Consider the following 14,935-nt stretch of genomic DNA (forward strand, 5'->3'; position numbering starts at 1 on the left):
ATAATTTATGGTGTGAAAATACTTTTATAATTACCCCAATATCTGTAAATCAAAAATAAATTGGCTAAGAATAATAACACTGCAATTGGCAGACCTTCTGGAGCAAGAAAATAATTGATAAACAAAATATTTACCGTAATAGGCAGGATCAAAATATTAGCAAGTGTTACATATCGCCCAGTTATAAATGCAATTCCACACAGCAATTCAATTGATTTAGCAAGTGGCATTAAATAAGTTGAAGCCATTAAACCTACATTAAAAGCTTTAAAATTTCCTGTAGTTTCTGGTTCAGGCATTAAATGAAAAAAGTAACTGATAGAGGCAAAAAGTAACAAAAGACCAATTAAAACGCGGACAATAATTGTGGCAATTTTCATAATACTTAGGATTTTTTAAGGTTAAAAAATATAATTAAGTTATTGGAAAAGATACAATCTAAGGTCTCAAAAATTAAAAGCACAAATCATTTTTTGTGGTTCTTTTTTAAGAATTTTACAGTCAAACTAATTCAATTTTGGGATTAATCTAAGAGTATATCAAATATAACGAATTTTTTCTTATAAAAAGTAAGTCTTTTTAACACTTTTGCTTTGCTGTTATTATCGTTTCATTATTTCTTTTGCGTTCTAGTAGTAAAGGAATTTTGTCGTAATTTTGAAGTTTAAAATTTACCCATTTTTGAGAGTTTCCATTCATAAAAATATTGCAAATCCAGAACTGTTTAAACAACAACTATTAAGTTGGGCGCAGCAGTTTCGCGAAGTTATTTTTTTAGACAGCAATTCCTATCCGCAGCAATATTCTAATTTTGATTGTTTATTGGCGGTAGATGCTTTTACCTCTTTAAAAACTGACTATTACAACGCTTTTGAAGATTTAAAACAATATCAGCAGAATACTAAAGACTGGCTTTTTGGTTATCTTTCTTATGATCTAAAAAATGATATAGAAAATCTTCATTCCAAGAATTTTGACGGATTGAATTTTCCTGATTTGTTTTTCTTTCAGCCTAAAAAACTTTTTATCCTAAAAGGTAATCAGCTTGAAATTCAATATTTAATGCTTTGTGATCACGAAGTTGAAGAAGATTTTGATGGAATAGTACAAAGTCGAAAGTCGAAAGTCGAAAGTGACGAAAAATTGAATATTCAACAACGTATTTCTAAAGAATTATATATTCAGAAAATAAATAAAATGCTCGAACATATTCATATTGGAGATATGTATGAGGCAAATTTCTGTATGGAATTTTACGCTGAAAATGCCGTTATAAATCCGTTAGAAAAATTTCAAAAGTTGAATGAAATTTCTAAAGCGCCTTTTTCAGTTTTCTTTAAAAATTACAAACACTATCTGCTTTCTGCTTCGCCAGAGCGTTATATTAAAAAAGAGGGAGATAAAATTATTTCTCAGCCTATTAAAGGAACTTCTAAACGTTTTTTGGATTCGATCGAAGATGAAAAATCAAAAGCTATTTTGGAATCAGATGCAAAAGAACGTGCAGAAAACATCATGATAACTGATTTGGTTCGAAACGACTTGTCACATACTGCACAGAAAGGTTCGGTTGAGGTTGAAGAGCTTTGCGGTATTTATTCGTTTTTGCAGGTACATCAAATGATTTCTACGATTACTTCAAAATTAGATGCTCAATATTCTGCCGTAGACGTTTTAAAAACAACTTTTCCAATGGGAAGCATGACCGGAGCGCCAAAAATTTCTGTCATGGAAATTATTGAAAATCTGGAAGAAACAAAAAGAGGATTGTACAGTGGTGCAATTGGATATTTTACGCCTGCAGGAGATTTTGATTTTAATGTGGTCATTAGAAGTATATTGTATAATCAGGAAAATAAATACATTTCATTTTCGGTTGGAAGTGCCATTACATCATTATCCGATCCTGAAAAAGAATATGAAGAATGTTTATTAAAAGCTAAGGCAATGCACGAAGTTTTACAATAAAGTGGACTTGTCGCGAATTAGCCGAATTTGCACGAATTATTTTTTTGCTACAGATTATTAAGATTTACACAGATTTTAGAATCATTTTAATCCTTTAATCTGTGGCTGTATTTTTTAAAGTTTTGCAAATTAATTAGTGGAAATTTGTGTAATTCGTTGCAGAAAAAATGCCCGCTTAACATTTCATTTAAAAATAGAACGAATTTAATTTTTTACATTTATCAAATGTTTTCAAAATTTCAAAATCATATAACTTCCAGGTTTCCTTTTTTAGCAGAAAAAAAGCTTTTTCTGGCAGTAAGCGGTGGCTTAGACAGTATGGTTTTACTGCATTTGTTCAATCAATTACCTTATGAAATCGCAGTTTTACATTGTAATTTTCAACTTCGCGGATTAGAAAGTTTTGGAGATCAGGAATTTATTCAAAACTATTGCGATCAAAATAATATTCCGTTTTTTACCACTCACTTTGATACTGAAGCTTTCGCTAAAGATTATAAATTGTCCACACAAGTCGCTGCAAGAGAATTGCGCTACAGTTGGTTTTATGAACTTTTGGAAGAAGAAAACTTTGATTTTATTTTAACGGCGCATCACGCAGATGACAATTTAGAAACTTTTATAATCAATTTAACGCGCGGAACAGGTTTAGAAGGTTTAACGGGAATTCCAGAACAGAACGACAAAATCATTCGCCCGCTTTTGCCATTTTCCAGACAAGAAATTCTGAAATATGCGGAAGAAAATAATATAGAATGGCGAGAAGACAGCAGTAATGCTTCAACTAAATATTTGCGAAATAAAATTCGTCACGATTTAATTCCTGTTTTAAAAGAAATCAATCCTAATTTTTTGGATGCATTTCAAAAGACACAATCCTATCTTCAGGAATCAAAAGAAATGGTTGAAGATGCATCGATTATGATTTATCAGCAAATTGCAAAAGAGGCGGGAGATGATATTCACTTCGATTTAAATCAGTTAAAAAAACTTCCCAATTATAAATCATATTTGTATCAATGGCTGAATGAATTTGGTTTTTCTGCGTGGAATGATATTTACGATTTGGTCGAAGGGCAATCGGGAAAACAAGTTTTTGCAGAAGAATTCAGATTATTAAAAAACAGAGAAACGTTGATTTTGAGTCCGCTTTCTGAGTTGTCAGAAAAAGAAGAATATGAAATCAATTCAAACGATACAGAAGTTAATTTTCCCATAAAATTAAGTCTTTGTAACGTAGGTCACACAACATTCGATTCAAATAGAGTTATATTTGTGGACGTCGATAAAATCCAGTTTCCTTTGATATTACGTAAATGGAAAGAAGGCGATGTTTTTCAGCCTTTTGGCATGCATGGTAAGTCAAAAAAAGTCAGTAAACTTTTTAAAGATGAAAAGTTATCATTGATCGAAAAAGAAAAAACATGGATTTTATGTTCTAATGAACAAATAGTCTGGGTTATCGGAATAAGGCAAGATGAACGTTTTAAAATTGAAAAAGCCACAAACAAAATACTAAAAATAGAACTACAATAATGAACTTTACTCAAAATCTTCAGACAAGCTTGTCAAAAAATATTTGGACTAAAACTATTTTACTGCTGTTGTTTTTCTTTGCTTTTGCAAAAGGTAACGCTCAAATTCTAGAGCCTGTAAAATGGACTTCAAAAATTGAAAAAAAAGGGAATAACGCCGTCTTAATTTTTGATGCTGTTATCGAAAAAGACTGGCATATGTATTCGCAGTTTACACCAGAAGGCGGACCTCTTGCTTTGGAAATTGCTTTTAAAAATCAAAAAGGTAATTACGAATTAGTAGGAAAAGCAAAAGAAGGAAAAACGAAAACTTCTTTTAATGATGTATTTGGTGTAGATGAAACCTATTTTGAAGGAAAAGCACATATTGAACAAGAAATAAAAATCATTAACCCGAACTTAAAAACGGTTGATGTGGATTTCGATTTTCAGGTTTGTAAAGAAGTTTGTATCAATTCGAGCAAAAAGTTCTCAATTGCAGTTCCATCAACTTTTAAAATGGATCAAGTTCCAGTTGTAGCAGAAGCTCAAAAAGACGAAACTAAAGTAGTTGGTTTAGCAGTTGATACTATTCAAAAAGAAACTAATGCTGCTAAAGATCAAACTGTAAAAGCAGAAAAAGAAGTTAAAGCAGCAGAAATTCCTGCTCCTGCACCTGCAAGAAGTTTGTGGTCAATCTTTTTTATTGCTTTTTTATCTGGGTTTGCAGCCTTGTTAACGCCTTGCGTTTTCCCAATGATCCCAATGACAGTAAGTTTCTTTACTAAGCAAAGTAAAAGCAGAGCTAAAGGAATTAGAAACGCTGTGATTTACGGACTCTCAATTATTGCTATTTATGTAATTTTAGGTCTTATCGTTACTAAAATATTTGGTGCAGATGCTTTAAATGCTTTGTCTACCGATGTCTGGTTTAACCTAATTTTCTTTGTGATCTTAGTTATTTTTGCAACTTCATTTTTGGGAGCTTTTGAAATTATGCTTCCAAATTCATGGGCAAACAAGGCTGATCAGCAAGCGGATAAAGGCGGAATAATCGGAATATTATTCATGGCTTTGGCTTTGGCAATTGTATCTTTTTCTTGTACAGGACCAATTGTTGGAACTTTATTAGTTGAAGCAGCTTCAAATGGAGGAATCGCTCCAGTTGTTGGAATGTTAGGATTTTCATCTGCATTAGCTTTACCGTTTATGTTATTTGCAATGTTCCCAGGATGGTTAAACTCATTACCAAAATCTGGTGGATGGTTAAATACTGTAAAAGTGGTTCTTGGATTTTTAGAATTGGCTTTGGCATTCAAATTTTTATCAAATGCAGATTTAGTTTTACAATTACATTTCTTAGAAAGAGAAGTTTTCATCGCAATCTGGATTGCAATTTTTGGAGCTTTGACTTTATATTTATTCGGAAAAATTACATTGCCTCACGATAGCCCAATGAATCATATTTCTGTTGGGAGATTATATTTAGGACTACTTACTTTAGTATTTACAATGTATTTAATTCCTGGACTTTGGGGAGCTCCATTAAAATTAATTAGTGCATTCCCACCGCCGCCGCAATACAGCGAAAGTCCGTTTGGAGTAGGAGGATCAGGAAATGGAGCCGTTTCAGGAGAACCAATAAAAGGGCTGCCAGAAGGAGCAGAATTAGGCCCTCACGGAATTATGGTTTTTCACGATTATGAGGATGGTGTAGCTTACGCGAAAGAAATCAATAAACCTATAATGCTGGATTTTACGGGTTACGCTTGTGTAAACTGCCGAAAAATGGAAAACAATGTGTGGTCTGATCCTACGGTTTTACCAATTCTAAAAAATGATGTTGTTTTGATTTCACTTTATGTTGATGACAAACGTGAACTTCCAAAAGAAGAACAATTTACAACTGCCTCTGGAGATAAAATTATTACAGCGGGAGATAAATGGACAGATTTTATGATTTCTAAATATAAAACCAATACACAACCTCTATATGTGATTACAGATTTAGAAGGAAATAATTTAAATAATACTAAACCAACTATCAGCTACGTTAGTACAGAAGAATATTTAAAATGGTTAAAAGAAGGTATTTCTAATTTTAAATAGATTTTAGACTTTTAAAATTTCAAATCTATCCCGAGGCTTCGGGACTAAAATTTAAAATATATTGGGGTTGAAATTAATTCAAAACAAAAAGCGCTCTAAGTGATTAGAGCGTTTTTTTATGATCAAGATTTAAGCGGATTAAAGTTTCTTAAAGGAGTTTTTTGTTGAATAATTAAGGTTGTTAATTTGCTAGCCTGTAGTGAAATTAATTCAGATAAATAAAGTTCCATACATATGTGTGTGTTTACTCAAGATGTACATAAAATTAAATCTTTAAAGGACTTCTTAGATTGCTTAGAAATTAATTCAAACAAAAAACGCTCTAATTACTTAGAGCGTTTTTTTTATCAAGATTGAAAGTTGAAAATTAATTTCTTATAGGAATTCTCCGTGTTGAGAAATATCTAAACCTAATTCTTCTTTTTCTTCAGTAACTCTTAGAGGTGTAATTTTATTTACAATAAAGAATAAAATGTAAGAACCAACAAAAGCAAAGATTGATACCACAACAAGAGCAGTTAATTGGTTGATGAATAAAGTTGGAGTTCCAAAGATTAAACCTTGATTATCTCCAACAGCTGGGTTAATTGCTTTTGAAGCAAAAACTCCCGTTAATAACATACCTACCATACCACCAACACCGTGACAAGCAAATACATCTAGAGCATCATCAATTTTTCCTTTAGGGAATTTACTAACTACAAGGTTACTTACAATTGCAGAGAATAAACCAATGAAAATTGCGTGAGGAATACTAACGAAACCAGCAGCAGGCGTAATAGCCACAAGACCCACAACAGCTCCAATACAAGCTCCAAGAGCAGATAATTTGTGTCCTAAGATTTTATCAAGGAAAACCCATGCCATAGCAGCTGCTGCTGCAGCAACAGTAGTTGTTCCTAAAGCTTGTACGGCTAAACCATTTGCTCCTAATGCAGATCCAGCATTGAAACCAAACCATCCAAACCAAAGTAAACCCGTACCTAATAATACGTAAGTAATTCTAGCAGGATTAACTTTTTGTACTTTTCTTTTTCCTAAGAAGATTGCTCCAGCCAATGCAGCCCATCCAGCGCTCATGTGTACTACAGTTCCACCAGCGAAATCAAGAACTCCCATTTTGAAGAAAACTCCATCAGGATGCCAAGTCATGTGAGCCAAAGGAGCATATATCAATAATATAAATAAAACCATGAATAACAAATAAGCCCAGAAACGTACACGTTCTGCAAAAGCACCTGTAATTAAAGCAGGAGTAATGATGGCAAATTTTGCTTGAAATAATGCGAATAACATAAAAGGAATTGTTGGTGCAAGGCTCCATGCAGTATTGGTTCCAACACCTTCAAAGAATAAATTATGAGACGGATCTCCAATAATTCCTCCAATAGTTGGTCCAAAAGCTAATCCGAAAGCAACGACAGTCCATAAAATAGTAACAATTACCATTGCCATAAAACTCTGAAGCATAGTACTAATTACGTTTTTCTTACCTACCATTCCTCCGTAGAAAAATCCTAAACCAGGAGTCATTAACAATACAAATGCAGTTGCCACGATCATCCAAGCTGTATCTCCTGTGTCAAACTTAACCGCTTCAGCAGGAATTGGGTTATCTGCAATGATAAAGTTTGATATAAAGGTTAGTACCAAAATAGTGATAAGAATCACAGTTAAAATAATTTTTCGCATAGTTATTTAGTTTTAAAATTTTTTATAAAAGTATAAAATGATTTCATACCCCCTAAAAAAATAGGGTTCAATGTTTAATTTTTGTTAAATTTAAAATTTGACCCCGTAAATTTTGCATGAATTTGTTAAAACAGACTTAAAATTTGTAATTCATCAACATTTATTTTCGTCTTATTAAGACTTTTAATAATTTTTGGGTTAATTGATTGTTACTTTTTACGATATATTGGATATTTGTTGTTTAAAAACGTCTGATGTTTTTCAAACGAAATAGTTTTTTAATGTTTTTTAACAATTTTGATGATTAAAATACAATGGCTGATAGAAAAATTAAATGGGGAATAGTTGGGCTGGGTAATATTGCAAGCCAGTTTGCGTCAGATTTATTATTCATAGATGATGCTGAGCTAACGGCAGTTGCTTCAAGAGATATTTCTAAAGCAGAGTTATTTGCAGAAAAATTTGGTGCTTTAAGAATGTATAATTCTTATGATCTACTTTTTGAAGACAGTGAAGTTGAAATTATCTACATCGCAACACCACATAACTCGCATGCAGAATTATCCATAAAAGCACTTGAAAAAGGCAAACATGTGATATGCGAAAAACCAATGTCGCTATCTTATAATGATGCAGAGAGAATGATTGAAGCTTCTAAAAAAAATAACAGATTTTTTATGGAAGCGTTTTGGACACGTTTTATTCCGTCTATTCAAGATATATTACAAAAACTAAATAATGGAATAATTGGTGATGTAAATTACATAAAAGCCGATTTTGCTTTTCACGGAAGTGAAACTGAAAACAAAAGACTTTTTGACAAAGAATTAGGTGGCGGAGCTTTATTTGATATTGGAGTTTATCCATTATTCCTCTCTTATATACTATTAGGAAATCCAAAAGAGATAATTGCAAAAGCCATCAAACACAAAAATGATATTGATCTACAGACTTCTATGCTATTGCAATATGAATCGGCTCAATCGGTTTTACATGCTTCGATAGTTTCAGAATCTGATATGAAAGCATCTATAAGAGGATCAAAAGGAAGAATTGAATTGAACTCGCCTTGGTTTGTTGCCGACGGATATTCTTTATTTATAAATGACGAAAAAGAAGCTTCTTTTACTTTGCCAACTTTAGGAAAAGGATATTCACACGAAATAATGGAATGTCACAATTGCATTCGAAACAATCAAATTGAAAGTAAACTTTGGTCGCATCAAAATAGTTTGGATTTGAGTAAGATTGTAGAGGAAATTAAAAAGGAAATAAAATTGCCTTTTTAGAATAAAATATTGTACTAAAATATTTACAAATAATTATTTTTTTCATTAGTTTTAAAACCAATTAATGAAGAGAAATTTATGTTAGTAAAAGTTTACGGAAGTGCTGTTTTTGGAGTTGAAGCTACAACTATTACTGTTGAAGTTCATATGGATAAAGGAATTGGTTATCATTTAGTTGGACTTCCCGACAATGCAATAAAAGAAAGCAGTTATAGAATCGCAGCCGCGCTTAAAAATAATGGCTTCAGTTTGCCAGGAAAAAAAATTACCATCAATATGGCGCCGGCAGATCTTCGAAAAGAAGGTTCTTCGTATGATTTAACACTCGCTATGGGAATTTTGGTGGGTTCAGATCAGATAAAAGCTCCCGAAATTGAACGTTATATTATAATGGGTGAACTTTCTTTAGACGGAAGTCTGCAGCCTATTCGCGGTGCTTTACCAATTGCCATTAAAGCAAAAGAAGAAGGTTACAAAGGCTTTTTTCTTCCTATTCAAAATGTAAAAGAAGCTGCCATCGTATCTGATTTAGATGTTTATGGAGTAGAGAACTTAAAAGAAATCATTGACTTTTTTGCAGGTAAAGGAACTTTAAAGCCGACAGTTATTGATACCCGTGCTGAATTCTACAAAACTTTAGATTTTCCCGAATTTGATTTTTCAGATGTTCGCGGACAGGAAAGTATAAAACGCTGTATGGAAATTGCGGCAGCCGGCGGACATAATATTATTTTGATTGGCCCTCCTGGAGCCGGAAAAACAATGCTGGCAAAACGTGTTCCAAGTATTTTGCCACCAATGACTTTGCGAGAAGCGCTTGAAACCACTAAAATTCATAGTGTTGCAGGTAAATTAAAAGAGGTTGGGTTGATGAATCAGCGTCCGTTTCGAAGTCCGCACCATACGATTTCTAATGTTGCGCTTGTTGGCGGCGGCAGTTACCCACAGCCGGGAGAAATTTCGATGGCACATAATGGGGTCTTGTTTTTAGATGAATTGCCAGAATTTAAACGAGATGTTTTAGAGGTAATGCGTCAGCCTTTGGAAGACCGAGAAGTTACGATTTCGCGTGCCAAGTTTACTATTACGTATCCTTCATCGTTTATGCTTGTGGCCAGTATGAACCCAAGTCCGAGCGGATTTTTTAATGATCCGAGTGTACCTAATACTTCTTCGCCACACGAAATGCAGCGTTATATGAGTAAAATTTCAGGTCCATTATTAGACCGAATAGACATTCATATTGAAGTTACACCAGTTCCCTTTGAGAAATTGGCCGATGAACGAAAAGCAGAAAGCAGTGTAGAGATTCGTAAACGGGTAACCGCAGCAAGGGAAATACAAACCAAGCGATTTGAATCTGTTGAAAATGTTCACTACAACGCACAAATGAGCAGTAAATTGATTAGAGAATATTGTGTTTTAGACGAACCCTCAAAAGAATTACTGAAAACGGCAATGGAAAGACTAAATCTTTCGGCGCGAGCTTACGACAGGATTCTAAAAGTCTCCAGAACAATTGCCGATTTAGATAATGCACCCAATATAGTTTCATCGCATATTGCAGAAGCAATTCAATATAGAAGTTTAGATCGAGAAGGGTGGCTGGGATAAGTTAGTATAGTCCTGATAAATAATATCAGGACTATATTTTTTAAAGTATCAATCTTCGTATTTTGTAATATTCCAGAAACTCATTTTTCTTCTGGTAACAAAACCAAGTTTTTCATATAAGTTGATTGCACCAATATTACTCTCAACAACATGTAAAAAAGGAGTTTTGTTTTCTGTAAAAATTTGGTTTACAACATATGCAGTCAATTGTTTGGCATATCCTTTTCCAGTATAATCGGGATGTGTGATAATAGCGCTGACTTCTGTAAAATCATTCATTTTCATTCGTTCACCTGCGACAGCAACTAATTTTTGATCAACAAAGATTCCGTAATAATTTCCCAGTGAAGTTGTTTTTGGTTTAAAATACCCAGGCTGCACTAAATTGACCAAATCCAATAATTCGTGCTTATAATCATCCGTCAGTTTGATGATTTCATTGTCGATTTTTAGTTGAATTTTTTCATGAATAATCATTTGAAGACAAACCAATTATTTAGCAATTTTTAAAGAACTTGAAATTGTGCGATTTCTAAAGTATGTTCTTTTTTGACGCTTTCAAGCTTCTTATCAAATAAGCTTTGAATCCTTCCCTGAATAATTCGTGTAATGATTAAAGTAATCAATGTTGAAATAATCGAATAGCTTAAGATGTTAGTAAATATGTTGTTCATTTTACTGGTCTTTACTTAAAAATATATGCATTATCACCTAGTTTTTAGTGAAAAAAAATGATTGTAAATTTGTTTAAAGGTGACTAAAAAAATAAAGTTGAAAGTTTTATTTTATGTATTTACGGTTTTCTGTAATTTTTTATTTATTAAAATTTTTAAATTAGCAAACTAATTAAACGATATTAAAATGAGAAAAATTACACTCCTTCTCAAAAGCTTTACGCTTTTGTGCTTTCTTTTACTCCTTTCAAATTGTGGTATAAATGAAATTGAAGATAATTCGACTGCTAGCGCAGTAAATGAAGTGAAAAATTGGTATGGTTTACACAAAAATGAACTTAATTCACCAATCTTTGAATATATAGACGCACTAGAATGGGAAAATGCTATAATTTCAGATGGTGCAGATGGTGTTGTAATTGAAGTTCCATTTACTTTACAAAGCCAATTGCAATCTTCAAATGAAAAAGCTAGTTTATTTAACGACCATCACCGATTGATGTTCTTAAAAAATGACCAAAATAAGTTTCGTGTTTTTTATGTTCAGATTTTTACAGATTCTAAGCAATCAAATGTTGATAATAATAACTTCAATTATTATAATATTAACGAAAATTTTGATGGAAAAGTTTTTTTACAAGACTTGTCTAATGGTGTGAATACTCAATTGCAATTTAAAGATGGAAATAAAGTTTTACCTTCGCAAACTGCAAAAATGCGTGAAGAAGCAATAACTTGTGTTTGGATTGGATGGTGGAAGGAAGATGGTTTTCATCCGATTCAATTGTTGTATTGTGAAGGTGGAGGACCAACAGGAGAAGAAGACATTCCTCCAAGCTATGGCGGCGGGGGCGGCGCTGGTTCAAATCCTGGAGCAAGTACTCCAGTTAAACCACAAATTATTGATAATCTTACTGGTAAGGCAAAATGTCTAAATAGTTTATTGAGTAGTAATGGAAACAATTTTGTCCAAAATATATTTAATCAATTTGCAGGGAATTCAGAATTTAATATTCAAATTGTTTCACTTCCGAATGTTTATTCATCAACCACTCAAGAAGTAAATGGGACTACAAGTTTTGATAAGGTGAATAGACTTATAACGATAGAAATAAGTACAAATAGATTGGATGGATTGGCAGCTTTAGAATCTGCTAGGATTATCTTGCACGAATACATACACGCAGATATTTATCGAAAGTTAAATACGACAAATTCTAATGATATTGATGCGAGTAATTTTAAACAAGTTTTTGAAACTTACGAAAATCAGCATAATGCAATGGCTCAGGTCTATCTTAGTAGTATGAAAGATGCTTTAAAAGCATTTCATAAAACAGTTTTAAGTGCTGATTATAACAATTATACTAATTATTATGGAGAAGAGCCAAGCGACGCTTTCTATGAGGCTATGGCTTGGGGAGGTTTAAAGGATAGTAATGTAAAAGCTTGGACGGATTTGCCTGAAGACAAAAAAACTTCGATTAATTCGTTAGCAAGTAGAGTGCCTATTTTAGGTAAAACAGTTTCTTGTCCATAAAAAGTGCAAAATAATTGTACTTTTATATTATGTACCAAAATTCAATTACCTATTTTTAAAATCGAGTTATGAAAAAATATATATATTTATATGCGGCATTCTTATTTGGATTCAGTTTATATGCTCAAGAAAAATCGAATGGCACATTTTTTTTTAAATTAGATGATTCATACATTGTCGAATCCAAAACTAGCCCAAATAAGTTTTTATTAAAAGACAAAAATGAAGATGAAGTATTTTATTTTAAAGGAGTCGAAATTGTAAATGACTTAAAACCTAAAGAAGTGCTGTGTCTTAAAGATTTTGTAAGAACTTCAAAATACTACAATAAAAACAAAAAGAACAAATTGAATAACTCTGAATTGGTAAACTTTTTTAGTAACTCTACGGTTTATCTAGTTAAAAGAAAAAATGATAAAACAGAGTTTATTAAAGTGAATCCAATTGTTGAAATTTATGATTAGATTGTCTGTTTAAAATTTCAAACCTCGAAATTACTTTTCGAGGTTTTTTATTTATGCTAGTTTAAGTTTGCTTACTTCTTTGAATTTGTTCATTATTTTTCAATATGTTGCTGTATTTGATCTGGTCTTATTTCTTGTTCCTGCTTATGGTAACTGTTTCTATTTGTAGTTATAACTATAACTATAACTCCTGCTTCGCCGTAATTTCCATAAATTTTTAAGCCAGCTTGCTTTTCGAGGGCAATAATTTTTTGATTTCAATTTTAGAAAGTACTAGTTTTTCTTTTTCTAAATCCTGATAACGATGAGGAATTCCATCAACAACTACTATTGGATGAGGCGTAATTTTGCCGGCATTAGCAAGATCCGAAATAGAATCTGAAAGATAGAATTTATCTTTGCCTTCATCCGAAAGCTCATATCTGTTTTGAGAAAAAGCGGTAACTGAAACGAATAAAAAAAGTAAACTCAAGAATTTCATTATTTGTCTGTTTAAGTGGTCACAAGATAGTTTATGTTTTCAAATCGAAAATACAAAAAAATCCTGCATACGCAGGATTAAATATAATTGCACAACCAAAATTGCTCATGCTTGTTTAGCAAAAATCTCATCCAAACCTTCCATTGCAATAGTAAAGCCTTCTTTAAAGCCCATTTGAATGATTGCTTCCAAATCAGAAAGTTTGTCGTGTTTGATTACTATATCAACAAAAGTATGATCTCCTTCTTCCGAAAAAGTCACATCCCAATTTGAGCGTGGAAAATCTGTGTTCAAATTTCCTTCACTATCGCTAAAAGCATCCTTATATTTAAAATTAGTTTTTGGACTAATAGAAGTAAAATCTGCAATTGCCCAATGTTCTTCACCTTCGGGACCAACCATTGCATATAATCTTCTTCCGCCTTCTTTAAAATCCATTCTTTTTGTGCGTGATTTCCAAGGAGCAGGTGCCCACCATTGATCTAAAATAGCAGCTTCTGTCCAAGCAGACCATACATTTGACAACGGGGCATTAAACTCACGTTTTACATTTACGGTATTATTTTCCTTATTTACAGTAAAATTCATTAATAGATTCGATTTCATTTTCTTTAGATTTTAAATTCATTAATAGTTATTTTGTAGAAAGATTTTATTTTTTTGCTTCCAGAATTTTTTCTAATCCTTGCAGTGCGCTTGTAAAGCCTTCTTTGAATCCCATTTCAATTATTTTTTCTAATTCTTCTAAACTGCCGCGCTTAATAGCAATATCCACAATTGTAGAATCACCATTTTCAGAGAAATTAATGTCCCAGTAAGAACTGCCTAAATCAGAATTAGGAACCCCTTCTGCATCGCAGAAAGTAGATGAATGTTTAAAATTTGTTTTAGGAGAAATGGAAGTATATTCAAAAACAGCCCAGCGTTCTTCTCCTTCTGGACTTACCATGGCGTATAATCTTTTGCCGCCTTCTCTAAACTCCATAAACTTTGTTTTAGATTTAAATGGAGCCGGCGCCCACCACAAATCTAAAATTGCGGCATCTGTCCAAGCAGACCAAACGTTTGATAATGACGCATTAAATTCGCGTTTTACATTGACAGTTTTATTTTCCTTGTCTACAGAAAAATTCATTAAGAGATTAGATTTCATTTTCTTTAGATTTTAAATTCATTAATACCTGATCCAATTGATCAAAACGCTGTTCCCAAATCTTTTTGAATTGCTCCAGCCAGTGATCTATTTCTTTCATTTTATCTATTTTAAGTTGATAGTAAATTTCTCTTCCTAATTTTTTTTCTTCCAATAAATCACATTCATTCAATATTTTGATGTGTTTAGAAACGGCTTGTCTTGTAGTTTGAAACTGTTCTGCGATAGCATTTGGGGTTAATGCAGTCGAAGAAATCAAAACTAAAATTGCTCTACGTGTCGGATCGGCAATAGCCTGAAAAATATCTCGTTTCATTTTTTTTATATTTACGCAACTAATTAGTTGCAAATATACGCAACTTTTTGGTTGCGCAATAAAAAATATTGTTTTTTTATTGATTAATTTTGAAAACAAAAAAAAGGCGCATTAAAAAAGC

General features: G+C 32.4%; 15 protein-coding genes. 7 read left to right on the plus strand and 8 right to left on the minus strand.

Annotation, left to right across the window (positions count from 1 at the left end):
* Positions 1 to 5 precede the first annotated feature (5 nt).
* Positions 6 to 380, minus strand: a complete 375-nt coding sequence (locus QMG60_RS10255) for a DoxX family membrane protein (protein WP_134140564.1) — start codon at positions 378 to 380, stop codon at positions 6 to 8.
* A gap of 301 nt (positions 381 to 681) precedes the next feature.
* Between QMG60_RS10255 and QMG60_RS10260 the strand changes: the two genes are divergently transcribed.
* The 3 genes from QMG60_RS10260 (at position 682) to QMG60_RS10270 (ending at position 5,591) form a co-directional block, all read left to right on the plus strand.
* On the plus strand, positions 682 to 1,968 hold the full coding sequence (locus QMG60_RS10260) for an anthranilate synthase component I family protein (RefSeq protein WP_281867753.1): 1,287 nt from the start codon (positions 682 to 684) through the stop codon (positions 1,966 to 1,968).
* Between the two features lie 225 nt (positions 1,969 to 2,193).
* On the plus strand, positions 2,194 to 3,504 hold the full coding sequence (tilS, locus tag QMG60_RS10265; protein WP_281867754.1) for a tRNA lysidine(34) synthetase TilS: 1,311 nt from the start codon (positions 2,194 to 2,196) through the stop codon (positions 3,502 to 3,504).
* Positions 3,504 to 5,591 carry a thioredoxin family protein gene (locus tag QMG60_RS10270; RefSeq protein ID WP_281867755.1) on the plus strand — a complete coding sequence of 696 codons (2,088 nt, stop codon included), beginning with the start codon at positions 3,504 to 3,506 and terminating at the stop codon, positions 5,589 to 5,591. The genes tilS and QMG60_RS10270 overlap by 1 nt, the downstream gene beginning before the upstream one ends.
* A 375-nt stretch (positions 5,592 to 5,966) precedes the next feature.
* Here the strand turns inward: QMG60_RS10270 and QMG60_RS10275 are convergent, their stop codons facing one another.
* A complete protein-coding gene (locus QMG60_RS10275) occupies positions 5,967 to 7,283 on the minus strand; it encodes an ammonium transporter (protein WP_057119271.1) in 1,317 nt (438 codons plus the stop codon).
* Between the two features lie 314 nt (positions 7,284 to 7,597).
* Between QMG60_RS10275 and QMG60_RS10280 the strand changes: the two genes are divergently transcribed.
* The gene (locus tag QMG60_RS10280; protein ID WP_281867756.1) at positions 7,598 to 8,572 is read left to right on the plus strand and encodes a Gfo/Idh/MocA family oxidoreductase; all 975 of its coding nucleotides are present in this window, start codon (positions 7,598 to 7,600) and stop codon (positions 8,570 to 8,572) included.
* Between the two features lie 78 nt (positions 8,573 to 8,650).
* Positions 8,651 to 10,186 (plus strand): YifB family Mg chelatase-like AAA ATPase, encoded by a 1,536-nt coding sequence (locus QMG60_RS10285; protein WP_281867757.1) that lies wholly within the window; start codon positions 8,651 to 8,653, stop codon positions 10,184 to 10,186.
* 48 nt (positions 10,187 to 10,234) lie between these two features.
* Here QMG60_RS10285 and QMG60_RS10290 read toward each other — a convergent pair whose 3' ends face one another.
* Positions 10,235 to 10,663: a GNAT family N-acetyltransferase gene (locus tag QMG60_RS10290; RefSeq protein WP_281867758.1), complete on the minus strand. Its 429-nt coding sequence runs from the start codon at positions 10,661 to 10,663 to the stop codon at positions 10,235 to 10,237.
* Between the two features lie 29 nt (positions 10,664 to 10,692).
* A complete protein-coding gene (locus tag QMG60_RS10295) occupies positions 10,693 to 10,860 on the minus strand; it encodes a hypothetical protein (RefSeq protein WP_166669292.1) in 168 nt (55 codons plus the stop codon).
* A 187-nt stretch (positions 10,861 to 11,047) separates the two neighbouring features.
* Here QMG60_RS10295 and QMG60_RS10300 point away from each other — a divergent pair, with 187 nt between their 5' ends.
* Positions 11,048 to 12,400 carry a hypothetical protein gene (locus QMG60_RS10300; RefSeq protein ID WP_134140612.1) on the plus strand — a complete coding sequence of 451 codons (1,353 nt, stop codon included), beginning with the start codon at positions 11,048 to 11,050 and terminating at the stop codon, positions 12,398 to 12,400.
* A gap of 68 nt (positions 12,401 to 12,468) precedes the next feature.
* Positions 12,469 to 12,864, plus strand: a complete 396-nt coding sequence (locus QMG60_RS10305) for a hypothetical protein (RefSeq protein ID WP_057119264.1) — start codon at positions 12,469 to 12,471, stop codon at positions 12,862 to 12,864.
* A gap of 217 nt (positions 12,865 to 13,081) precedes the next feature.
* Here the strand turns inward: QMG60_RS10305 and QMG60_RS10310 are convergent, their stop codons facing one another.
* From QMG60_RS10310 to QMG60_RS10325, 4 genes are all read right to left on the minus strand, one after another.
* On the minus strand, positions 13,082 to 13,345 hold the full coding sequence (locus QMG60_RS10310) for a hypothetical protein (protein ID WP_281867759.1): 264 nt from the start codon (positions 13,343 to 13,345) through the stop codon (positions 13,082 to 13,084).
* Between the two features lie 105 nt (positions 13,346 to 13,450).
* Complete coding sequence (locus QMG60_RS10315; RefSeq protein WP_281867760.1) at positions 13,451 to 13,951, minus strand: SRPBCC domain-containing protein; 501 nt, start codon at positions 13,949 to 13,951, stop codon at positions 13,451 to 13,453.
* A gap of 46 nt (positions 13,952 to 13,997) precedes the next feature.
* Entirely contained in the window at positions 13,998 to 14,498 is a 501-nt protein-coding gene (locus tag QMG60_RS10320) for an SRPBCC domain-containing protein (protein WP_281867761.1), read from the minus strand.
* The gene (locus QMG60_RS10325; protein ID WP_095955027.1) at positions 14,488 to 14,814 is read right to left on the minus strand and encodes a metalloregulator ArsR/SmtB family transcription factor; all 327 of its coding nucleotides are present in this window, start codon (positions 14,812 to 14,814) and stop codon (positions 14,488 to 14,490) included. The genes QMG60_RS10320 and QMG60_RS10325 overlap by 11 nt, the downstream gene beginning before the upstream one ends.
* Positions 14,815 to 14,935 lie beyond the last annotated feature (121 nt).

Source organism: Flavobacterium sp. GSB-24, from assembly GCF_027924665.1.
In the GTDB taxonomy this organism is placed as follows: Bacteria; Bacteroidota; Bacteroidia; order Flavobacteriales; family Flavobacteriaceae; genus Flavobacterium.